18 protein-coding genes are annotated in these 22,430 nt (G+C 63.3%); 16 read left to right on the top strand and 2 right to left on the bottom strand.

Going from position 1 to position 22,430, the window contains the following annotated elements; translation table 11 throughout:
* Nucleotides 1-23: 23 nt before the first annotated feature.
* The 11 genes from BTUS_RS15725 (at nucleotide 24) to BTUS_RS17185 (ending at nucleotide 14,990) form a co-directional block, all read left to right on the top strand.
* Entirely contained in the window at nucleotides 24-533 is a 510-nt protein-coding gene (locus BTUS_RS15725) for a tetratricopeptide repeat protein (protein WP_013077053.1), read from the top strand.
* 115 nt (nucleotides 534-648) lie between these two features.
* Nucleotides 649-2,286, top strand: coding sequence for an O-antigen ligase family protein (locus tag BTUS_RS15720; RefSeq protein WP_013077052.1), 1,638 nt, complete (start codon nucleotides 649-651; stop codon nucleotides 2,284-2,286).
* Entirely contained in the window at nucleotides 2,283-3,728 is a 1,446-nt protein-coding gene (locus BTUS_RS15715; RefSeq protein WP_013077051.1) for a Wzz/FepE/Etk N-terminal domain-containing protein, read from the top strand. Before BTUS_RS15720 ends, BTUS_RS15715 begins: the two co-directional genes overlap by 4 nt.
* Before the next feature lie 20 nt (nucleotides 3,729-3,748).
* Complete coding sequence (locus tag BTUS_RS15710; RefSeq protein ID WP_169307989.1) at nucleotides 3,749-5,284, top strand: glycosyltransferase family 39 protein; 1,536 nt, start codon at nucleotides 3,749-3,751, stop codon at nucleotides 5,282-5,284.
* Between the two features lie 16 nt (nucleotides 5,285-5,300).
* The gene (locus BTUS_RS15705) at nucleotides 5,301-6,662 is read left to right on the top strand and encodes an FAD-binding oxidoreductase (protein ID WP_013077049.1); all 1,362 of its coding nucleotides are present in this window, start codon (nucleotides 5,301-5,303) and stop codon (nucleotides 6,660-6,662) included.
* Nucleotides 6,659-7,411 carry an SDR family oxidoreductase gene (locus tag BTUS_RS15700; protein ID WP_013077048.1) on the top strand — a complete coding sequence of 251 codons (753 nt, stop codon included), beginning with the start codon at nucleotides 6,659-6,661 and terminating at the stop codon, nucleotides 7,409-7,411. Before BTUS_RS15705 ends, BTUS_RS15700 begins: the two co-directional genes overlap by 4 nt.
* Nucleotides 7,412-7,432: 21 nt before the next feature.
* Nucleotides 7,433-7,867: a DMT family transporter gene (locus tag BTUS_RS17195; RefSeq protein WP_013077047.1), complete on the top strand. Its 435-nt coding sequence runs from the start codon at nucleotides 7,433-7,435 to the stop codon at nucleotides 7,865-7,867.
* A gap of 95 nt (nucleotides 7,868-7,962) precedes the next feature.
* Nucleotides 7,963-8,868 (top strand): RpnC/YadD family protein, encoded by a 906-nt coding sequence (locus tag BTUS_RS15690; RefSeq protein ID WP_013077046.1) that lies wholly within the window; start codon nucleotides 7,963-7,965, stop codon nucleotides 8,866-8,868.
* Between the two features lie 474 nt (nucleotides 8,869-9,342).
* On the top strand, nucleotides 9,343-10,866 hold the full coding sequence (locus BTUS_RS17190) for a GGDEF domain-containing protein (RefSeq protein WP_013077045.1): 1,524 nt from the start codon (nucleotides 9,343-9,345) through the stop codon (nucleotides 10,864-10,866).
* Nucleotides 10,867-10,994: 128 nt separating this feature from the next.
* Nucleotides 10,995-11,987 (top strand): NADPH:quinone oxidoreductase family protein, encoded by a 993-nt coding sequence (locus BTUS_RS15680; RefSeq protein ID WP_013077044.1) that lies wholly within the window; start codon nucleotides 10,995-10,997, stop codon nucleotides 11,985-11,987.
* 252 nt (nucleotides 11,988-12,239) lie between these two features.
* Entirely contained in the window at nucleotides 12,240-14,990 is a 2,751-nt protein-coding gene (locus tag BTUS_RS17185; RefSeq protein ID WP_013077043.1) for an S-layer homology domain-containing protein, read from the top strand.
* Nucleotides 14,991-15,032: 42 nt separating this feature from the next.
* On the opposite strand, the gene BTUS_RS15670 is transcribed toward BTUS_RS17185, so the two are convergent.
* A complete protein-coding gene (locus BTUS_RS15670; RefSeq protein WP_013077042.1) occupies nucleotides 15,033-15,446 on the bottom strand; it encodes an HI0074 family nucleotidyltransferase substrate-binding subunit in 414 nt (137 codons plus the stop codon).
* The gene (locus BTUS_RS15665; protein WP_013077041.1) at nucleotides 15,401-15,730 is read right to left on the bottom strand and encodes a nucleotidyltransferase family protein; all 330 of its coding nucleotides are present in this window, start codon (nucleotides 15,728-15,730) and stop codon (nucleotides 15,401-15,403) included. Before BTUS_RS15665 ends, BTUS_RS15670 begins: the two co-directional genes overlap by 46 nt.
* Before the next feature lie 242 nt (nucleotides 15,731-15,972).
* On the opposite strand from BTUS_RS15665, the gene BTUS_RS15660 reads away from it, so the two are divergent.
* The 5 genes from BTUS_RS15660 to BTUS_RS15640 all read left to right on the top strand — a co-directional run bounded on the left by BTUS_RS15660 (nucleotide 15,973) and on the right by BTUS_RS15640 (nucleotide 22,306).
* On the top strand, nucleotides 15,973-16,722 hold the full coding sequence (locus tag BTUS_RS15660; protein ID WP_013077040.1) for a hypothetical protein: 750 nt from the start codon (nucleotides 15,973-15,975) through the stop codon (nucleotides 16,720-16,722).
* Nucleotides 16,723-16,918: 196 nt separating this feature from the next.
* Complete coding sequence (locus BTUS_RS17180; protein ID WP_013077039.1) at nucleotides 16,919-18,391, top strand: S-layer homology domain-containing protein; 1,473 nt, start codon at nucleotides 16,919-16,921, stop codon at nucleotides 18,389-18,391.
* Between the two features lie 515 nt (nucleotides 18,392-18,906).
* A complete protein-coding gene (bshA, locus tag BTUS_RS15650) occupies nucleotides 18,907-20,064 on the top strand; it encodes an N-acetyl-alpha-D-glucosaminyl L-malate synthase BshA (RefSeq protein WP_013077038.1) in 1,158 nt (385 codons plus the stop codon).
* Nucleotides 20,065-20,381: 317 nt separating this feature from the next.
* Nucleotides 20,382-21,113: an ABC transporter ATP-binding protein gene (locus tag BTUS_RS15645; RefSeq protein ID WP_013077037.1), complete on the top strand. Its 732-nt coding sequence runs from the start codon at nucleotides 20,382-20,384 to the stop codon at nucleotides 21,111-21,113.
* Entirely contained in the window at nucleotides 21,110-22,306 is a 1,197-nt protein-coding gene (locus BTUS_RS15640) for an ABC transporter permease (RefSeq protein WP_013077036.1), read from the top strand. Before BTUS_RS15645 ends, BTUS_RS15640 begins: the two co-directional genes overlap by 4 nt.
* The last annotated feature ends 124 nt before the right edge of the window (nucleotides 22,307-22,430 follow it).

Here is a 22,430-nt window from a genome sequence, read left to right as displayed (position 1 = left end):
TTGGTGGACGAGGGGGGTGGGGGATGGCGGCGATAACCGGACCGGTGAGAAATGCCGTGGTGTACGTGCTGGCCGCGGCGGCCGTGGTGGGGCTGTTGGTCGGGTATAACATCGCCTCGGACCAGAATAAACAATTTCTTAAGACATTCCAGGCGTTTCAACAGTCCCAGACCCTGATGCAACAGCAGCAGTACGCCCAGGCGGAACCGCTGCTGAAGAAGGTGGTCGAGGCCCAGCCGCACAGCTTCATGGCGCTTTGGAACTATGGAATTTGCCAATTCGGACTGAAACACTACGACTTGGCGGATGAGTATTTCACCAAGGCGAGGGAGCAGCGGCCCTTTTTGCTGAACGACCAACTGTACGTGACCCAGTATGGAGAACTTCTGTACGCCAAAGGGGATCTCGCCCGGGCGAAGGAGTATCTGGAGCGCAGCGTGTCGCTGAACGGCGGCACCGATCTGGCGAAGGAAGCGAAGTCGTGGCTGGACAAGATCCAGGCGAAAGAAGCCCAGGCCCGGGCAAAGCCATAGAGGGCGAGGATCGGGCCCGGCCTGGGGTAAGTCGACACGCGGGGACGTCAAGGGGCACGGCGTCGCGAGTACCCCGCATGGCCGGAACGCGGATCGGGAAGAGGTGAAAAAGCGGGTGAGTCGTGCACTTCTCCGGTCGGTCCACTTGGAAACGCAACAAAAGGTGGACCGATGGGTTGCGGGAATTCTGATCGTTTTTGTGGCGCTGGTGCCCATCATTATGCGGGTGAAAGCGTTTCTGTTCATCAGCCCGGTGCTGTATCCCGGGGCGATGGGCACCGGCGGCAAGGGGGATGTGTTCAACTATTATAAATACGTCTTTCTGCTGGTTGTGACGGCGGTTGCGGCGGCGTTCTTTCTTTACAAAATGACCAAAGGGCGTTACGAGATCCGCCCGGGGTACATAAATCCGCCGCTGGCCGTCGCCTTTGTGCTTTTCTTGGCTTCGGGTCTGGCCGCACCGTACATGTCCCTGGCCCTGGGGGGCGATCCCAGCCGATTTGAAGGGACCTTGACCTACCTGTGTTATTTTGCCCTTTTCCTCATTGCGGCGAATACGGAGTACACCGACCGGCGGGTGGAACTGCTCATGTACGGCCTGGCGGTTCCGGTGGTCGTGAACGTCCTCATTTCGCTGATGTATTTTTATGGACACGACATGTTTCAAATCCCCTGGTTCCGGGGGCTGATCGTGCCGCCGGGGCCGGGGTCCGAACACACGACGGGGTATCTGGTCACCTCCCTGGCCAACCCGAACTATCTCAGCGGGTTTGCGGCGGTGACGACCACCCTGTTTTGGGCCCGGGCGATGTGGGACGGTGGCCGGTGGTACCGGTGGGTTGTCGACGTGGTGCTGGCGATGATTTCTTTCGCCGCCGTTCTTGCCTCCACCTCCACGAGCGGATTCGCGACCTTGGTCGGCATCCTCGTGGTGTTGGCGGTGGCGGGCTTGCGGCTGCGCCCCCGGCGGGGGTGGCTCGGCTTTGCCGTGCCTCTGGTGGCTTTCGTTGGGGTGTTTGTCGTCATGAGTCCGCACAACCCGGCGGTGTGGCAGAACACCATCGGGACTTTTGTGAATCTCGGCGGATTGGAGCAGCGGGGGGCGCCGAGCGCCTCGGGTCTTTTAGAGGCGGGTTATCCACGGGCGGTGGCGGCGGAACAGGGGGCATCTCCGATGAAGGCGGGGTCCGCCCAGGCAGCCGGAGCTGAGGCGGCCGCGGGCCAGCCGGTCGGGGGGCCGAAACCCAATGCTCCGGATGGGATCTACCTGCCTCCCGCCGAGACAGGAGCCGGGAGCGGACGGCTGTACATCTGGAAGTGGGCGGTGTCGATGATCGCCGACTCTCCTTGGCTGGGGCACGGCATGGATACCTTCATGTTTTATTTTCCCCAGGACGATCCGGCCAAGAACAGCAATTTGCACGATTATAACATTATCGTGGACAAGCCCCACAACATGTATCTGGCCTGGGCTTTCGGGGCGGGGGTGCCGGCCCTTGTGGCGCTGCTCGCGCTGTTTGCGCTGCACGCCTGGCGCATGGTGGCCACGCTTTGGCGGCGGATCCTGCCCGGGCAGGCGGTGCGGTTGTTGGTGCCGCTTTTCGCGGCCTGGGTGGCCTGGCTGGTGCAGGGTCTTGTCAACGACTCGGTGATCGGGCTTTCGGGGGTGGTCTGGGTCCTGTTCGGGGCGGCGGTGTCGATTCTCTTCCGGTATCGGCCGCGGACGGAGCCCGTCAAGGGGGGTCAACGGTGAACGAGCGGCAGATGGAGGATGTGGTGGATCTGCGGGATCTGCTGCGGGCCCTGGGCCGGCAGATCCCGCTGATTGCCCTGATAACGGCTGTGGTCGCCGTTCTGGGAGCCTGGGTGAGTTTTCGGGGGCAGCCGGCCCCCGCGCCTACATACACGGCCACGGCGGCGATCTACGTGCAGGTGACGCCCGGGGCGGCCGGCGGGTCGGGGCCGGGCGGGCCCGGGGTGGCCGCGGGGTCGGCGGCGGACGCCGCCCAAGCGGTGGATGCGGTGCTGGGCAGTGATTTGGCTCTCATGCAGAGCCAGGCGTTTCAACAGGCGGTGGCCCGGGTGTACGCCGGGGGGACGGCGGGTTCGGGGAGTGCCGGCTCGGCGAGTGCGGGGGCTGCGCCCGGGGGTGCCGTCGGTGCCGGGGCGCTTCCGGACGGGGCGTCGTTGTCGGTGGCCCGGTCCGGCCACCTGTTCTCGATCACGGCGAAGGATCGGTCGGCCGAAGGGGCGACGGTTTTGGCCCAGGCGGCCATCGATGTGCTCGGGGAGATGATGAAGCGCATTCCCCAGTCCCAGAGTTTGAGTGTGGTGAGTGCGCCGGCGGCGGTGGCCGCGGCTGCTCCTTCGCCGGCTTCTCACTCCCTGGCCAAGGTGGCGGTGGCGGTCGTTCTCGGGCTGATCTTGGGGGCGGGGGCGGCGCTGGTCCGGGAGTACACCACTCCCATGGTGCGCACGGTCCGGGAGGTGGAGCGGCACCTGGGGGTCCGGGTGTTGTCCGCGGTCCGGCGGTCGGCGCCGGCGGCGGAGGGTTTCGGGGCTTCCGGGGACGGGACGGGCGCCGGGGCGGATGCCGGGGCCATCTACCGGGCGCTCCGGGTCAATGTGGCCTTTGCCGCCGGGGACCGCATGCCCCGGGTGCTGGCGGTGGCGGGTTGTGTGCCCGGCGCTGACAGCCGGGTGACGGCGGCATCCCTGGCCCGGGTCGAGGCGGAAGCCGGACGGAGGACGTTGCTCATCGATTGGACCGGATCCGGGGGGATGCCAGCGAACTGGCGGTCGAAGGTGCAGCCCACCGGCGTGGAGGGACTTGAGAGGCTCTGTGTGGGCGCCGGGGAGGAAAAGGGCGGCCCCGGGGTCGACGAGCAGATTGCTGCTTTGGTGGACGAGGCCCGGCGGGTTTACGATCAGGTGGTGATCGGAGGGCCGGCCTTGTTGGGCACGGTGGAGGGGAGGATTTTCTGTCACGTGGCCGACGGGGTGCTGGTGGTTCTGAGCGGGGGGCGGGTGCGGAAGGAAGCGGTGGAAGAGGCTGCCCGGCTGCTCGATCTGGCCCGGGCCAGGGTGCTGGGCGCCGTGCTCTGGGAAGCCGACGGGCCGGCCCGGGGCCGTTTGTTCGCCCGGACGCGGGCCGTGGCGATGCCGGGCTGGCTGGAGCGCCCGGACGTGAGATGAGGCTCCGGGCGGCGGGCGGGGTGCCCGGTCCGGGGCGCGGCGGAAGGCCTTGGCTCGCGGCGATCCTCCTGTTCGGGATCGCCCTGCGCCTGGGGTGGATCTGGGCGGTGAACACCCAGCCCATCTCGGATTTCTTGCATTATCACGATTTGGCCATGTCGCTGCTCCATCAGGGGCGCTATGAGATGCCCGAGGGGCTGGATTACATCAAAATGGACACACCCTACGTGAAAACGGGGGTGCATTATCCCACAGCTTTCCGGCCGCCGGGTTACCCCTTTTTCCTCACGGCGGTTTATGCGGTTTATCCGTCGGTCCTGGCGGCGAAGCTGGCCAATGTGGCCCTGGACGGCCTGTGGATCTGGGCGGTGTACACCCTGGCGGCGGCGGCCGGAGGAAAGAGGGCCGGGCTTCTTGCGGCCGGAGTCGCCGCGGTGTTCCCCACCTCCGTGGCGTACAGCAGCGTGCTCGGGACCGAGACCCTGTCGGCGGGTCTGGTGACGGTGATCGCCGCTCTGCACGTCCGGGGTTTTGACCGGAAGCCGGCCGGGATGGCGGCGCTCGGCGCCCTGATGGGGTGGCTCGCCCTGGTCAAACCGTATTTTGCGGTGATGCCGGCGTTGTACGGGGCACTGCACTACCTGCGGGCCCGGGAGGAAAGGGGAGAGCCGGGGGCGGCGGTGGCCCCGGTGGAGCGAGGACGGCCGGGAGGCGCGGCGACGGCCTTGGCCCGCCAGAGTTCACCGGCGGATGTAGTGGGGATCCCGGCGGGCCGCAGTCCCCAGGTGGAACCGGTGACGGCGCTTCGACACCCAGGGGCAGGGCTGCGGGGGTGGCTCAGGCCATGGACGGCGGGGTCCGCCTGGCGGCGGGCGATCCTGGCACTGGTGGTCAGCGGCGCGGCGGCGGCGGCAGTCATTGCCCCGTGGACCATTCGCAACGCCCTGGTGTTTCACCGGTTCATCCCCATCTCCACCAACGGAGATTTTGTCCTGTACATCAACAACAATGACGCCAACCGGGGCTGGTATCTGGATCCGCTGCAGGTGCCGAATTCGATTTTTAAGACCGATCGGGTTTTGGGACCGGACGGGGTGTACGACGAGGCGGTGGCCATGGCCCGGGCCAAAGACGAGGGGATGGCCTGGATCCGGGCGCACCCGCTGGGGTTTGTCCGCCTGGGGTTCGATCGACTGAGCGCGAGCTATTTCAATCTTGCCGGGGATGTGGCGGACTGGTCGGTGGCTCCGGCCGAGCTGCGGATCGACCGGCGATGGGTGGAGCCGCTGTTGCAGGGGGCCCGGGCCGCGGCCCTGGTGGTGATCGGTGGCGGCTGGGTGTACGTGTTGGCGATGGGGCTGCGAAGGATCGCGGGGCTTCGGCTCGGGGCGGCGCATCGCGTGAATGTGCTCATGATCGCCTTCGTGACGGCCGTGATTTTCGCGTCCGAGGGGCAGCCGAGGTACCTGTTTCCGATCTACGGGTTTTGGATTGTCGGGGTGGCGTTTGCGGCGCACCGGGCGGCTTTTGATAAAACAGCCGAGGAGCAGGGCTAGAACGGGAGGGCTTTTCGTGGAAGTTTCACTGTCGGGCTGGGGAAGGTACCCGGTGCAGCGGTGTCGGGTGTACCGGCCGGAATCCCTGCGGGCGCTGAAAGAGGTGGTGGTCTCCGGGGAGGAGAGGAGCGTCCTCGCCCGGGGACTCGGGCGGGCGTATGGCGACGCGGCGCTGAACGAGGGGGCCGGGGTGATTCTGCAGACGAGGCGCAACCGGTTTCTCAACTTTGATGAGGCGGCGGGGGTGATTCGGTGCGAGGCCGGGGTGTCTCTGGCGGAAATCCTCGATGTGTTCGTGCCCCGGGGGTATTTTTTGCCGGTGACGCCGGGGACGAAGTTCGTGACCCTCGGCGGGGCGATCGCTTCGGACGTCCATGGGAAAAATCACCACAAGGACGGGTCGATTTCGAATTTTGTCCTGGATTTCGATCTGCTCACGGCAGACGGAGAGATCGTTCGCTGCACCCCCCGGGAGAACGCCGACCTGTTCTGGGCCACGGTGGGGGGAATGGGACTGACCGGGGTGATTCTTCGGGCATCGCTGCGGCTGGTGCCGATTTCCTCGTCATACCTGCGGGTGGATTATTTTAAGGCGAAAAATATTGATGAGGCCTTTGAGGTGTTCGAGGCGACGGATGAGCAGTACCAGTACTCGGTGGCTTGGATCGACTGTTTGGCGGGCGGGCGGTCCCTGGGCCGGTCCGTGCTGATGCGGGGGAATCACGTACCGGCCGAGGCACTGCCGGAGAAGCTGAGGGGGGAGCCCCTGGCGACCGGGAAAAAGGGGAAGCTCGTCGTGCCCTTCGATTTTCCGTCGGTGACATTGAACTACGTATCGATTCGGGCGTTTAACGCGCTGTATTACCGGGTGTCCAAAGGGGCGCCCGGGGCGGTGGTCCACTACGATCCTTTCTTTTATCCGCTGGATTCGGTGCTGCACTGGAACCGGCTGTACGGCAGGCGGGGGTTTTTGCAGTACCAGGTGGTACTCCCCTTTGAGACGAGCCGGGAAGGGCTCATTGCCCTCCTGGAACGCCTGGCCAAGGACCGCCGGTCGTCCTTTTTGGCCGTGTTAAAACGCTTTGGGGCGGAAGGGCCGGGGCTGTTGTCTTTCCCCCGCCCGGGGTATACCCTGGCCCTGGACATCCCCTTTCGGGACGCGGGCTTGTTCGGGTTCTTAAGGGAGATGGACGAGTGGGTGCTGAGAATGGGCGGGCGGGTGTATTTGACGAAGGACGCGGAGTTGGCGCCGGAGATTTTTGAAGCGATGTATCCCAGGTTGGGGCGGTTTCGGGAGATCAAGGGGCGGATCGATCCGGAAAACCGGTTCTCATCCTCCCTGGCCCGGAGGCTGCACGTGGTGGAGGGAGTCCAATGAAGACGGCGGTGGTGCTGGGGGCGACGTCGGGAATCGCCCGGGCCCTGGCCGGGGAGTTGGCCCGGGAGGGGTACGGGCTGATCTTGGCGGGAAGAGATCTGGAGGAGTTGGAGGCCCTGGCGGCGGACCTCGGGATCCGGTACGGCGCCCCGGCCCGGGCGCGGCGGTTTGACGCCCTGGATGAGAAGAGCCACCCGGCTTTTGTTGAGGAGTGCCTGGAAGAGGCGATACGGGAGTTTGGCGGGGAGTTGGAAGGGGTGGTGCTGGCCTACGGGTACCTCGGGGACCAGAAGCGGGCCGAGCGGGATTTTGAAGAAGCGCGGCGGATCGTGGAGACGAATTTTGTCTCGTGCGTGTCAGTCCTTCACCAGTTTGCGGCACATATGGAACAGCGCGGGCGGGGTTGGCTGTGCGTGTTCTCATCTGTGGCCGGGGACCGGGGGCGCCAGAGCAACTACATGTACGGGGCGGCGAAGGGGGGCTTGTCCCTGTTTCTCCAGGGGCTGAGGAACCGGCTGGCCAGGTCCGGAGTGCGGGTGCTGACGGTGAAGCCCGGGTTTGTGGATACGGCGATGACCTTCGGGAAGGAAGGGATGATGTTGGTGGCGAGCCCCGAAGCGGTGGCCCGGGGGGTGATGAAGGCGCTCAAGAAAGGGCGGGATGTGGTGTATGTGCCCGGATTCTGGCGCTGGATCATGGCCGGGGTGCGGGCGGTGCCCGAGCGGGTGTTTAAGAAGATGTCGCTGTAGTTCGGGCCGGGAGGGGTGCGGATGAAATGGCTCGCGTTGGGTCTGGGGATTGTGTTTAATGCCCTGGCCAATGTGTTGATGAAGGCGGCGGCGCAGCACGGCGGCGTCCTGGGCGGCGCTTCGGGGATGTCCGGGGCGTCCCCGGGTCTGGGGCAAGCCGCCGGGGGCGGGGCTGCGGGCCCCTGGGGATCCGGGGGGCTCATCGGCGCGGTGCTTTCCGTGGTGACGAATGTGTATCTTTTGGCGGGGATCGTCAGTTTTGTGCTGGCTCTCGGAGCTTATACTTTTGCGTTGACGCGGTTTCAGCTGAGTGTGGCGTATCCGATGATGACGAGCCTGGGGCTGGTGCTTGTCGCTCTGGCGTCGTTGGTGGTCTTTCGGGAGCCATTCACCTGGTCGAAGACGGTGGGGACGCTGCTGATCTTGGCCGGGGTGATCTTCGTGGCCCGGGGTTGAGGGGGGACGGGGGCGAGGCCTCGTCCTGAAGTCCCGGCTATGGGATTGCGCGACAACTGTTCTACCCGGTAAAATAAAATATAGCGAGGTGAAACATGGACATTGCGCGAAATTCAAACGACATTGTGGCGCGCCATTTGGCGGGGGCTGTTCCTCACGAAGTTCTGGAAGTGATCGGCATTCGCAATGCCTATGTCACCCGGGTCCTTGCGGCGGATTTGCCTCGGGTTGAAGTGTGGCAAGATTTTGCCGATATCCTGTTGGAATTGGAAGATGGGCGGTTGCTGCACCTGGAGTTCCAAACCACCAGAGAACCGAATCTGTACCGGTTTTTGCACTATGATGCGGCGATTGCGGAGAAATACCGGCGCAAGGTCCGAACGGTGGTGTTGTACACTGGAAATGTCCAGAACGCCATGGAGGAGTTGGATGCCGGGACGATCCAATACCGTGTCGAGAATGTCTACCTGAACCGCATGGATGGCGATGGCGCTCTTGACACGATCATCCGCCATCTGGCGGTCGATGAGTGGTCGGAAACCGACCGGGTGCGGCTGGCTTTTACTTTTCATATGCGTTTTGAGAAGCGGACCCGGGATGAGGCTTTTTCGGAGATTGTGGGACTGATTCAACAGCTGCCGGATCGCCGTGAGCAGAATTATATCGCGGCCTTGATCCTCGGGTTTAGCGGTCGGGTTCTCACCAGTGAGCAAAAAGAGCGGCTCAAGGAGGTGTTGGGGATGACGGATTTGTTAAGAGAACTGTTGCACGACATGGAACAGGAAGTGCGGGAGAAGGCTCTAAAAGAAGGGCTAGAACAAGGGCTGCAACAAGGGCTGCAACAAGGGCTGCAACAAGGGCTGCAACAAGGGCTGCACCAGGGGCTGAAGCAGGTTGCGGAGCGGATGCTCCGGAACGGCGCTGCGCTGGAATACGTGGTTAAAATGACGGGGTTGCCGAAATCCGAAGTGGAAGAAATTCAGCGAAATCTCTCTTCGTAATTCGTGGTCGACATTCACCGTCGATCCTATGTGCGGCTCCAAGACCCGGGGTGTACCTGAAACAACCCCCGGGGTGTCGTGTTTGCCGCTGTCTTCCGCCCCCCCCATATTCTACTGGTTGGTTGGCACCCATCCGTTTGTCGTGGTAGTACCCTATCGCAACTGAATCAGCGATCGAAAAACCTGTGACTGAGCAATCCTTGGCTCGGTTTTTCACTTGTGCAAAGAAAAACTCCTTGGAAATCGTCTGTTCTCCCCTTTTATTTGGCCGTAGAAATGGTTTATAATGCTTGGGATGGAATCGATGGTGCGCTGTCTGTGGCGTGCGGCCGCCCCGGGTGGATCCGCCCGCCGGAACACGATCCCCGAAACGCCAAACATCTCATCTATCCGATGTAGCCTACACACCGCTACGGACGGCAAAGGGGCCGCGAAACTACCATTTGTGGGTGAACAGGCTTGGAGACACGCGGATTGGGAACCCGTGAATCCCATCACGGGGATGACATGGAAAAACTGGCCAGAGTATTGCAAGGGATGATCGGGTTTGGAAACTCCAGAGTCCGGCTGCAATACATGGTCGATCAGATAGCCGCGTTGCTCGGGGCGGCACTGGTTGGGATTTGGATGGAGGAGAAAACGGATCTCATTCCGGTGGCCGTGGGGGGGCGGGCGGCGGATTACGGCCGGGCCTTGGTGTTTAGCACCCGGGAAGATGCGCCCGGGGGCCAGGGGCCGAGCGGCCGGGCGTTCCGGGAGCGGCGCACGGTGTTGTATGATCCTCTGCGGGAATCGGACAACCAGTGGCAAGAACTGCGCGAGCGCTATGTGCTGGGGACATCCCTGGCCGTGCCCCTGGTTTATGAGCATCAAGTGTTCGGGATTATCGGCCTCTACGTGACCCGGGGCAAATCCATCCAGCCCCGCATGCGCCACATGATGGAGATCCTCGCCCCGGTCCTCAGCATGATGATCAAAGACCAGCGGGACCGGATGCTCCTCGAAGAGCGGTCCAAGGGCTTGTCCACGCTGATTTCCGCCATTCAAGTTCTGGGGCGGGTGCAGTCCGAGGAGGAACTGATGACAGAGTTCGGGGACATCGCCATTCAAGTCCTCGGTGCCAATGGCGGCTACATCATCTTGTACGACAAGGAGAAACGCCCTTCTCTCAAAATGTTCGGACTTCTTACCGGGTACGAAGGGGAGTTGGCCCCGCTGCTGATGCGGCTGATGCGCGTAAACCCGCCCCGGGGGGACTGGCTCTCGGAGCCTTTTAATTATCGACAGCGCCGCGGGCGTTATCGGGACATCCTCGCCCAACTGCAATTTCGCAGCGGGATCTCGGGACAGCTGCGGGTGGACGGAGAGCTGGCCGGAGTGTTCACCCTCTGGAGCTATGAACCTGATTTTTTCAACAATAAACAATATGTACTCCGCGCATTGGCCGAAGAGGTTTCCACGGCTTTGGAGTTGCTCCGGGTGCGCCACCGCCTCATCGCCGGTGCCCAAACCGATCCCTTGACGGGACTTGCCAACCGGACGGGTCTTCAAGAAAAGTTCGACGAGCTGGTCGCAGAAGGGCGGCGGTACACCTGGCCCTTTCTGTTTGTCTTGCTCGACTTGGATCATTTTAAACAGATCAACGATACCCAAGGTCACCCGGAGGGCGATCGGCTGCTTCGGGTGGTGGCCGACCATCTGCGCCGGGCGGTCCGTCCCTTTGATGTCGCCTCGCGGCTGGGGGGCGACGAGTTCGCCCTGCTCTTGGCCCGTTGCAGCCCTCAGACCGAGGGGATTCAAAAGCGGTTAGCGGCCCTGCTCGGGGAGTTGTCCCGGGCTTTTGAGGGTCTGGGGGTGAGCGCCGGGGTGGCGGCCTTTCCCGAGGATGGGGATGAATTCCGGGAGCTTTATCGGGCCGCAGACCAGCGGCTGTATGAAGCCAAACGCCGGGGCCGGGGGCGGATCGCGTGGCCGGACGATGTTTTCCAGCCATTGTGAGGCCGGGTGTGAAGCCGGCGGTTTTCGGTGCGTCCGCCGGGGATGCGCGGACGCCATGACCGGAGACATTGCGGCCTAAACCTGTGATAGAATGCCAACAGAGCGACCCCCCAGGGAGGCGACATAAGATGGCGAAACGGTTTCGGGCATGGGTGGCGGATAAACAAGGTGAGTCGATCGCGCTGAACTTACTGGAAAGGGATTGGGATGATCTGCCGCCGGGCGAGGTCACCGTCCGGGTGGCATACTCCAGCGTCAATTACAAGGACGGTTTGGCGGTGATTCCCACCGGCCGGGTGGCCCGCAGGTATCCCCTGGTCCCCGGGATCGATCTGGCGGGAACGGTGGCGGCGTCGACGGATGCGCGGTTTCGGGAAGGCGACGAGGTGATCGTGACCGGCTACGATCTCGGGGTGTCCCATGACGGCGGGTTGAGTGAGTACGCCCGGGTTCCGGCGGATTGGGTGGTGCCGCTCCCCGCGGGCTTGAGCCTCAAAGAGGCGATGGTGCTCGGGACGGCCGGTTTTACGGCGGGCCTTTCGGTGCACCGCCTGGAGCTGTACGGACTGAGGCCGGAGAAGGGACCGGTGCTGGTGACCGGGGCGACGGGCGGCGTGGGGAGCGTGGCGGTGGCGATCCTCGCCAAACTGGGCTACACTGTGGCGGCCAGCACCGGGAAGGCGGAGGCCCAGGCGTATCTCCGGAACATCGGGGCTCACGAGGTGTTGAGCCGGGACGAGGTGTCGGCGGAGAGCCGCAAGGCGTTGGAGAAGGAGCGCTGGGCCGCGGCGGTTGATCCGGTGGGCGGGCGGACTTTGGCGTATCTGCTGCGCACGATGAAATATGGGGGAGCGGTGGCCCTGAGCGGGCTGACGGGCGGGTCGGCTTTGGAGACCACAGTGTTTCCTTTTATTCTTCGCGGGGTGAGCCTGCTCGGGATCGATTCGGCCTATTGTCCGATGGAGGAGCGCCGGGCGGTGTGGGAGCGGCTGGCGGGTCCGTGGAAGCCGGCGGGGCTGGCGGACATCGGGCAGGAGATCGCCATGGAGGACGTCCCGGCCACGTTGGAGGCGATTTTGAAGGGGAAAGTGAAGGGACGCACGGTGATTCGGATGGGGTGAGGCCCCGCGGCCAGCGGGAATTTTCCATAATCCCCAAAATACGGGCTGTAGACCGGTTAAGACAGGTGCCGGGGCTGCAGCCCGTTTTGTTTGTCCAAGGCGGCGGCGAAAGGCCGCGGACGGCCCCAGGGGTGGAGGTGAAGGATTTTTCCCGGAAAGAGGAGGGTGATATAGTGGGACCTGGGAAAGTTCTGGTGCGAGGTTTGCAGATTCGGTACATAGGTAGAGAGATGGAGAGAGGAGAAGCGAAGGATGAGAAAACGCGGACGGCGCTGGTTCGCGGGGGCGGCCGCGGTGTCGGCCCTGGTGATGGTGCCGGGCATCGTCCAGGCGGCGTGGCCGCAACCGGCGGGCTGGCCGACGATTTTGTCGCAATCGGTGGATCCAGAGGTGGGGATCGCCCGGGGTGTGAAATTCCAAGATGCGGCGCTCTCTACGGACGCCGGCCCGCTTCGGATTCACCGGATCGACGTGGATCTGACGGCTCCGCAGCTCCGGGTCCAGGCGGTGGCGGCGGGGGACAAGATCTTTGCCGGGCGGGGCGAGACGGTGAGTTCCATGGCGAATCGCACCGGAGCCGTGGCGGGGATCAACGGGGACTATTACGACATCGGCCAGACCTATGGGCCTCTGAATATTCTGGTAGCGAATGGGCAACTGTACCGGAGCCCCATCGGCTGGGCGGCGTTGGCCATCGATGGGCAGAATCGGGCGTCCATTGTGCGGTTCCAGTGGAGCGGGCAAGTCATGGTGCTGCCGGGCGGTGAGAATTTGGAAGCCTGGCAAAAGAGCGGGCAGAAGACCGAGGCCCCGTCGGGGCAGAGCCAACCGTTGGCAGCGTTCAACACTTTTCTCGGGGACCAGGGAATTTATCTGTATGATGATAAGTTCGGCTGGACCTTCCCGACCCCCAATCCGGCGGCCCGCCGGGTGGCGGTGTATCTGACCAAAACGGCCGATCCGGCTATCTATACGGTGAGTTCGGTGGTGGAGAATTCGGCGGTTTCTCCGGTGCCTCCGGGACAAGCGGGGCTCATCGGTCACGAGCAGTGGGGGGATTGGCTGAAGGGCAACATGGCCCCGGGGGAAAAGATCCAGGTGGGGTTGTACACGTCGCCGGATTGGCGGAGTTATCAGACGGTGATCGGCGGCGGGCCGATCCTGCTCAAGGGCGGGCAGGTTTACGCGGATCCCCAGGCTCCGAATCCCGGGGAGACGGGGCGCAATCCCATTATGGCGGTGGGTCTGTCGGCGGATGGCCGGCGGATGGCCATGGTGGCGGTGGATGGTCGGCAGCCGGGGCTGAGCATTGGGCTGACCCGATCGGAGATGGCGGCGTATCTTCAGACGCTGGGTTACACGGATGCCATCGGGTTTGATTCGGGCGGATCGGTGGATATGGTGGTCCGCCGGCCGGGCGGCAGCGGGGTGTCTGTGGTGAATTCGCCCAGCGACGGGAGCGAGCGGGCGGTGGCGGATGGGCTTTTCGTGTATAGTGCGCTGCCTCCGGAGCCTCCGGCGCCGCCAGAGCCTCCGAAGCCACCGGCGCCGCCCAGTGGGCAGGAGCCCGGTGGGGGGCAGCCGGGTAGCGGGCAGCCCGGACAGCAGCCGGGGAGCGGCCAACCCGGCGCGGGGCAGCCTGGGCAGCCCAGCAGCGGGCAGCCGGGTCAGCAACCCGGGCAACAACCGGGCAGCGGACAACCTGGACAGCCAGGGCAGCAGTCCGGGCAGAACCCTCATCCCTCTACGGGCACCCAACCCGGGGGCGGCGGCTCGGTGACGCTGCCGGACGCGGGGTCCCTGATTGCCGGCCGGCCCCTCGTGTGGCAGGAAACGGTGGCCGAGAGCCGTTCGGGGGATCGCCTCTCCGTGCAAGTCCTGGATGAAACCGCCGACCGGGTGCGCAGTACCGATGCGGGGGTGTCGACCTTTGTCCTGCCTGTCCAGACGGACGCCCCGGCGGTGGATGTTCACATTCCGGCCCCCGTGTGGCAAGCGGTGGCTGACAAGACGGGCGGCTCGGGAATGGTCGTCGTGCAAACGCCCATCGGGGTGTATCAAGTGCCCGTTAAAGTGGTGCAACCGGGGGCGGGTGATGAAGAAGTCTTGATCTCGGTGGCCCGACCGGACGGGAGTGTGCCGCTTCAGGGACTGGTGGATCAGACGGGAGGGACTCCGGTCGGAGACGCGGTGGACTTCTCCGTTCGTGAAGTCCGTTCTGACGGCACGGCGGTTCCGGTGAGCGGGGGGAAGGCTTATTTTCGGGCTCTGATCCCCCTCGGGAAAAATGCCGGAGGGCCGCAGGACATGGGGGTGTTCACCTATGACGTCGCTCGCCACGTCTGGGCACCGGCTCCGGCGCGTGTCGTGACCACGGGACAGGAGCAGGCCGCCCTTGTGGCCCAGGTTTCTCCCGGCACGTACGCGGCCGTGCGCGATCCCAAGTCTTTTGTCGACATGAAAGGGCACTGGGCGGAGGACCCGGTGGCACGGCTGGCGGCGGCCGGTGTGATCGGCGGCGTGGATGGGCAGCATTTCGCGCCGGATCAGCCGGTCACCCGGGGACAGTTTGCGGTGTTGTTGGTCCGGGCTTTGGGGCTGGAGACGGTGCAGGCGAGCCCGGCGGATTTTGCCGACGTGTCGGCCGACGCCTGGAATCGGCACGAGATCGACGTGGTGGCCCGGGAGGGGCTGATGGCCGGGGTTGGGGGCGGTCGGTTCGCTCCCGATGATCCCATGACCCGGGAGCAAATGATCGCGGTGCTGACCCGGGCGATGAACCGGGTGAAAGGGGGTTTGCCGCCCGCAGATACCACTGTGCTCAGTCGGTTTTCCGATGGCGGCGAGGTGAGCAACTGGGCCCAGGGTGACGTGGCGGTGGCGGTTCAGACCGGAGTCGTGGTCGGGTCGGACGGGAAGCTGGAGCCCGGAAAGGTTTCGTCCCGGGCCGAGGCTGCCGCTATGCTGGGCAAAATATTGAGGTTTGTGCAGTTGAGCGATTAAGAGCGGGGCGGCATCATTGAGAAGGGCCCGGTGAAAGAGGGGTCAGTCAGGTTTTTCTAATTCTTGAAGTTTCCGTGCCATGCTCTGTAACCAAGCATGAATCAGTTGGGCGTATTCCGGAAGTCGTGCATAGATCTGGTCGGCCAGTCCCTCGTTGTACGTGTGAACCGTCATATTTCGGTCATCCGCCATGGCCAGTGCTTGTTGTGCCTGCTTGTCGTTCAACAAGGCCACCTCTCGGCAGGCGCGAATGACGCCTTTTGGAGAACCGAGGTCGATCCCTTCCACTACGGCCAAAAAGAGTTGCGCGGCCTTCCACGCGGCTTCAAAAGTGTACTCGAAACGCTGGATGGCCGCATCCCGAACAATAGCAGAATCCCCAGGCTCCGATAGGATGGTCTCTAATGAGTTCAGCCTCCGGAGGGCGGTTTCGAGGCGATTTCTGAGTCGCTCCACTGGATTCCCTCCTTCAGTACGCGTTGCACAAAGGCTGGATCCACTTGGGTGAGGTCCACCACGTCCACTCGGCGTGGGACGGTGGATTCTTCGAATCGCTCCCGGAGGGAAGCGATCCATTCCCGAGACAGCGGCCGGGAACTCCATAGCCCGATATCGATGTCCGAGGACCGCCGCTCCTCTCCCCTGGCCCAAGAGCCAAAAAGATACACGCGGACGTCTGTCCCGCGGACATGCTCGAGAGCGATACGCCTGACTGTTTCCAGCAAGACTGTTCGGTCCATCTGTCCGCCCCCTCCGTCCATCTTTGTGGAAAATTCTATCCTGCGACGGCTTGTTCCGCAAGGGCCGCCGCCCGGGCGGCCCCCCGGCGGCACCGATCCCGACGTGGGCGCCCAATATTTTCATCTCCCTCCATAACATATCCATAATTGCTTGACCCGGTGTCCATATCCACCGGCTAGAATGAAAACGTGGCCGGGATACCGGCCTGCAAAAACCCTAAGCATCCAAGGAGGAGAAAACGATGAAAAAATCGCTTCTCTACAGTGCGTTGGCGTTGGCGGTGGCCGGAGGCGGGGCGGCGGCCGTCACTGCGGTTGCACCCTTCGCCGTGGCCGCGGCAGACACGGCGACGACCGCTTCCGGCAGCACCCAACCGGCTCAGGCGGAGCATCACCAGCAGTGGGGAGGTGTCCTTTCGACCGCGGCGCAGGTGCTCGGCGTCACGCCGCAACAACTGGCCCAGAATCTGCGGAGCGGCCAATCGATCGCCCAGGTGGCGCAAAGCAAGGGCGTCTCTGAGCAGCAGGTCATCGACGCGATCGTGCAAAAGATCTCGGCGTCCATCGACCAGAAGGTCCAGTCCGGTAAATTGTCCCAGGACAAAGCGGCCCAGATGAAAGCCAATTTGTCCGCCCGCGTGAAGAACATCGTCGAACATACAGGGGCCTTTGGGAAAAAAGGGCATCCCTTTGCCGGAAGGGGTATTGCCGATGCCGCGTCCATCCTCGGCATGACGCCCCAGGACTTACTCGCGCAGCTTAAATCCGGCCAGTCCATTGCCGACGTGGCCCAGAGCAAAGGGATGAGCGAGGCGCAGTTGATCGACGCGCTGATGAACAAAGAGAAAGACGCGCTGACGAAATTCGTCGAGCACAAGTGGGGCGGAAAGAAACCCGCGGCAACGACCGGCTCCGGCCCGGCCTCCCAGGCGCCCGCGTCATCTTCGAACTCCGATCAGTCCTCGAGTACGACGAGTTCGTCCACGATGTGACGATGTCACCGGCGATCGGACAGAGGATTGTCGAGAGCGAATCCTTGTGACCTCCCCCGGGGTTTGACGCCGACTCGACTCTGTTGCGGATATTCTGAAACCTACACCGGTGAAGGGCGGGGGCTCTGTGCCCCCTCCTTCCCGTTTTCATAGATGGGTCGAGCAAAGATTCAAGAGAAGAGAGGAGGTTGTCGGCGTGAATGTCTTGGTCCTGGGGCGACGCACAATGTTCTCTGTGCTCACCATGGTGTCGATGTTGGTCGCTATGTTGCCGACCATGGCTTTCGCGGCGGTTCCGTCGGATATTTCCGGCCACTGGGCGGAGCCCCAGATTGCGGACTGGGTGAATAAAGGATTGATCAAAGGGTACCCGGACGGCACCTTTAAACCGGACAACAATATTTCCCGCGCTGAATTCATGGCTTTGGTCAACGGTGCTTTCGGATTTTCGGCAAAGTCGGACATTTCCTACATAGACGTTCCGAATGATGCCTGGTTTTACGATGTGGTGGCCGAAGCGAAGGCCGCCGGATACATCAACGGGTATGACGACGGGACGATGAGGCCGAACAGTCCCATTACCCGGGCCGAGGCGGCGGCGATCATCATGCAGGTGAAGAAGCTGACGGCGGATCCCGCGGCTGCCGACAAGTTCACCGACGGGGCGGCCATCCCCGCATGGAGTAAAGGGGCGATCGGTGCGGTTGCCGGTGCGCAGATCATGAACGGCTATCCCGACGGGACGTTCCGCCCCGATAGCCCGATTACCCGGGCGGAAGCGGTGGTTGCCCTGGATAAGGCGCTGACGGCGACAAGCGCAGCCTCGACGTTATCCGTGACCACGGCCTCACTGGCCGCCGCGACGGTGGGGAGCGATTATTCAGCAAACCTGCAGGCGAGCGGGGGCACGGCGCCCTACAGTTGGTCGCTCGTCGGCGGGAGTTTACCCGATGGGCTTACGCTGACCACCGACGGGACGATCAGCGGGACCCCGACCACGGCGGGCACGAGCACGTTCACGGTGCAGGTGACGGACAGCTCCGGCACGCCGCAGAGCGCGACGGCGGATCTGAGCATCACGGTGAACCCGTCCTCCCAGGCGCTGTCCATCAACACGGAGTCGCTGCCGGACGCCACGGTGGGGAGCGATTATTCGGTCAGCCTCGATGCGAGCGGGGGGACATCGCCGTATACCTGGAGTGTGGTGGACGGGTCGCTGCCTGATGGACTGACCTTGTCCAACGACGGGACGATCAGCGGGACGCCGACCACGGCGGGCACGAGCACGTTCACGGTGCAGGTGACGGACAGCTCCGGCACGCCGCAGAGCGCGACGGCGGATCTGAGCATCACGGTGAACCCGTCCTCCCAAGCGCTGTCCATCAACACGGAGTCGCTGCCGGACGCCACGGTGGGGAGCGACTATGCGGCCAGCCTCGATGCGAGCGGGGGGACATCGCCGTATACCTGGAGTGTGGTGGACGGGTCGTTGCCGGACGGGCTGAGCTTGTCCAGTGAAGGCACCATCAGCGGGACGCCGACCACGGCGGACACCGTGACGTTCACGGTGCAGGTGACGGACAGCTCCGATACTCCTCAGACGGCGACGGCCTCTTTCGGGATAACGGTGCACCCCGCTTCGGAAACGGCCGGGAACAGCGGGAGCTAGACGGGAGGTCGAACGGTTTGCGGACAGCGCGGCATGGATGGACGGCGGATACAAGCAGGCTCGGGAGTCTTCCCGGGCCTTTTTTCGGGATTTCGGGTTTCTCGTCCTCGGCAAGGTCCTCAGTTGCACCTCTGCAGGGTGAGATTCGCACCGCGGGCGTGCGGCGCGTGGGGCGGACCGGCGCATTGTGGACATTTTATGAGCCGTGAACCAAACGGTTGATCGCCTCGTGCCGAACAGGTACAATAGATTCTAGTAGAAGCCCCTGGCATCAGCCATTTCATCTCAATCTACAGTCATGGACCCACACCGAGCAAAGTCGAGCGGAGACGAGCGGTCCTCAGCGCGGAAAGCACCCATCTTGCGGTGTGTCATTCGTTTTCTCTCATCATTCCACCTTCACGCGATCCTTGACAACTTCGCATGGTCAGTGACAACGGCATCCACCGACGGTTGAATGCGGCATGAGTCGAACGTTGGTTTGGGACAAGACTCAACGGTCAGGAGTGAGGGGAATGCGCATCGCCATTGCCTGTCATTCGGCCCTGGGGGGATCCGGCGCTGTGGCCGTGGAATTGGCCCGGAGCCTGGCCCACAAAGGGCACGAAGTGCACGTGATTTCCGACGGAGTCCCCTTTCGGTTTGTCCGGCCTCAGGAAAAGATGTTTCTCCACACGGTGGAGGTCCCGCAACACCACGTATTTCGTTATCCCCCCTTTGAACTGGCCTTGGCCGGGACGATGGCCGAGTTGATGAAAAAATATTTGTTCGACATCCTTCATGTGCATTATGTGCTTCCCTTTGCCATCAGCGCCTATCTCGCCCGGCAAATGGTCCCGGAGCACCCGGTGCCCGTGGTGACGACGCTGCACGGGACGGACATCACTCAACTGAGCCGGGACAAGACGCTGTTTGCCCCCATCCGCCTGGGGCTTGAGAAAAGTGATGCCGTGACGGCGGTTTCCGCCAGCCTGGCCGCCGAGGCCATGCGGATTTTCTCGCTGAAAAAAGACATCGCCGTGATTCATAACTACGTGGACACTTCCCGGTATGTCCGGCAGGATGTGACCGAACTGCGTCGGCAATACGCCCGTCCCGACGAGCCGATCTTGATGCACATTTCGAATTTTCGACCGATCAAGCGGGTTCCGGACGTGGTGCGGGTGTTTGCCGGGGTGCGCCGCCGGCGTCGGGCGAAACTCGCCTTGGTGGGGGAAGGACCGGGGGTGCCGGAAGTGCGGGCACTGGTGAGTGAGATGGGGTTGGAAGAAGATGTGCATTTTCTCGGCAAGCGCTCGGACGTGGAGACGGTGCTGTCCATGGCCGATGTGTTGCTCCTGCCTTCGGAACAGGAAAGTTTCGGGTTGGTGGCCGTGGAGGCCATGGCCTGCGGAACTCCGGTGGTGGCGAGCCGGGCGGGGGGGCTTCCGGAGGTCATCGTCCACGGGGAAACGGGCTTTTTGGCTGAGGTGGGGGATGTGGCGGCGATGGCGGATTATGTCACTCAATTGCTCGACGACCCGGCTCTTCACCGGGATTTTGCGGCCAAGGGGCGGGATCGCGTCGAACGGTATTTTTCCTGCACCCATCAGGTGCAAAAGTATGAAGAGCTATACCGGCAGGTTTTGGCTGCCCAGCAGGCAGGTGCCACGGATGCCGAACAGGCGGGCTGACCGGGCCCGCGTGGATGAGGCGGCGGGTGTATCACTGCCTGCCGGGTGTGCCGCGTTGCGGGGGATGCCTTTGTCGCTATTGGAAAATTTCGCTTAACCGGATAGTTAAATTTTCAAAGGACATCGACCGCAGGATATCGTTTTTGTCGTAAACCTTGGGTTGATCCACTTCCCCCCGTCTTTACCAAGCCTTCACCTTTGTTTTACCACGCCTCGTGCCTTCTTTGGTACAATGATCGCGCAATCTTTGCCCGAATGAGTAGGGCAGAACACCCGGGAGCGGCAGCGGGCCGCCGGGTGGGTGCGGGAGGTTTTGGATGATCGAGCTTCGGGGTGTGACGAAACGGTTCAAGCAGGTGACCGCTGTTCAAGATGTGTCTTTTGATGTGGAGCGGGGTGAAGTGGTGGGGTTGATCGGGGAGAACGGCGCCGGCAAAACCACGACCCTTCGGCTGATCGCCACGGTGTTGCGCCCGATGGCCGGTTCGATCCGAGTGGCCGGGCTGGACACCATCAAGCAGCCCCGGCAGGTCAGGCGCAAAGTCGGGCTTCTCTTCGGAGGGGAAACGGGACTATACGACCGGCTCACCGCCCGGGAGAACATCGCGTACTTCGGCCGGTTGTTTGGCCTCGATGACGGGGAGATCCGACGGCGCACCGAGGCTTTGGCCGAGCGCTTTGCGATGACGGAATACCTCGACCGGCGGGTGGGGGGATTCTCGAAGGGGATGCGGCAGAAAACGGTGATCGCCCGTTCGTTGATTCACGAGCCCGAAGTGGTGCTTTTGGACGAGCCCACGTCGGGCCTGGACATCACCTCCGCTGCCGCCATTCGGCAGCTGATCCGGGATTTTCAGAAAGAAGGCAGGACGGTGATATTCTCCAGCCACATTTCCGGCGAGGTGGAGCGGCTGTGTGACCGGGTGATGATTTTGCGCCGGGGTAGGCTGGAATTCGCCGACTCTCTAGCCGAATTGTATCGACGCACGGGCACGGAAGATCTGGATGCGGCTTTCGTCCAGGCCGCGGAAAGTGGGCTCGGTCGATGATCGGGGTGATCTTGAGAAAAGAGCTGCTCGATCTGTTCCGGGACCGGAAGACCTGGATGGCCACGGTGATTCTCCCCATCGTCCTGTGGCCGGCGCTGATCCTTTTGATGGTGAACCTTCAGGTCATGTCGGAGAATCAGGCCCGGCAGAACGTCCCCATCGCGATCCAGGGGCATCAGAGCCGGGTGGAGGAGGCCCTGTGGGCGGATGGCCACATCCAGATTGTGCAGCCGGCAGATCCTCTCGGGGCGTTGCGAGCCGGGGATGTGCGGGCGATTGTGCGGATCGACGATCAGTTTGACAACAAAATCGCCCACCGGCAAACGGCGACGGTGACGGTGGTGTATAACGCTTCGAACTCGAATTCCCAGGCGGCCTACGATCTGGTCAGTCAGCGGCTTCGGGCGCTGGGGAAGCAGCTGGAAGCGGAGCGGCTGCGCGCCTTGGGGTTGACCGAGCAGGCGGTGACACCCCTGGCGATCACCGGTGAGGACGCTTCGACTCAGGGACAGAAGGCCGGAAGTTTGCTGGGGTTTATCATCCCCCTCATGCTCATTCTGTCGACGGCCACCGGGGCGATGCCGGCGGCGACGGATTTTATGGCGGGGGAAAAGGAGCGGGGAACGTTGGAGGCGCTCCTCACTACGCCGGCGTCCGCCCGGTCGATTCTGCTGGGGAAAATGGGGGCCACGGCGGTGATGGGGGCGCTTTCCGGGGTGATTTCGGTGGTGGTGATGATGGTGACGTTCTCCCGGCTTCCCGCCATGGCGGGAGCGGCGTCGGGGACGGCGGGGGAGTTTGCCCGGTCGATTCTCACCGTGCTGACCCCGGGATTGGCGGTGGTCATGCTGGTGATGATTCTCCTGGTGGCCCTGCTTTTTGCCGCGCTGATGTTGACGGTGAGCTCGTATGCCAAATCTTTTAAAGAGTCCCAGACCTACATGACGCCTTTCGTGCTCGTGGCGGCGGTGGCGGGGTATATGGTGATGTTTGCAGCGCCGGACGCATTGCCGGGCTGGTATTTTGTCGTGCCTTTCGTGAACGTGGCGGCCCTCATGAAGGAGTTGCTGTACGGGATTATGAACGCCGGGCACGCCGCACTGGTGATCGGGAGCCTGGCGGTGTACACCGCCGGGGCGGTGGCTTTGGCGGCCGCGGCCTTCGGCCGGGAATCGCTGGTGGTGCGGGGGTGAGCCCGGGGTGGGGCGAGGGGAGAGCCTGCCCCGGGGCTCAAGGGTGCGCCCCGGGAAGATCCGGCCTTGGATGCGGTTGTGGTATAATGGGCGCCGAGCTGTCGATGATTCGAGGAGAGGGTGG

Source organism: Kyrpidia tusciae DSM 2912 (assembly GCF_000092905.1).
Taxonomy (GTDB): domain Bacteria; phylum Bacillota; class Bacilli; order Kyrpidiales; family Kyrpidiaceae; genus Kyrpidia; species Kyrpidia tusciae.
Note: the sequence above shows the minus strand (reverse complement) of the source record. Positions and strands in the feature narration are given on the sequence as shown.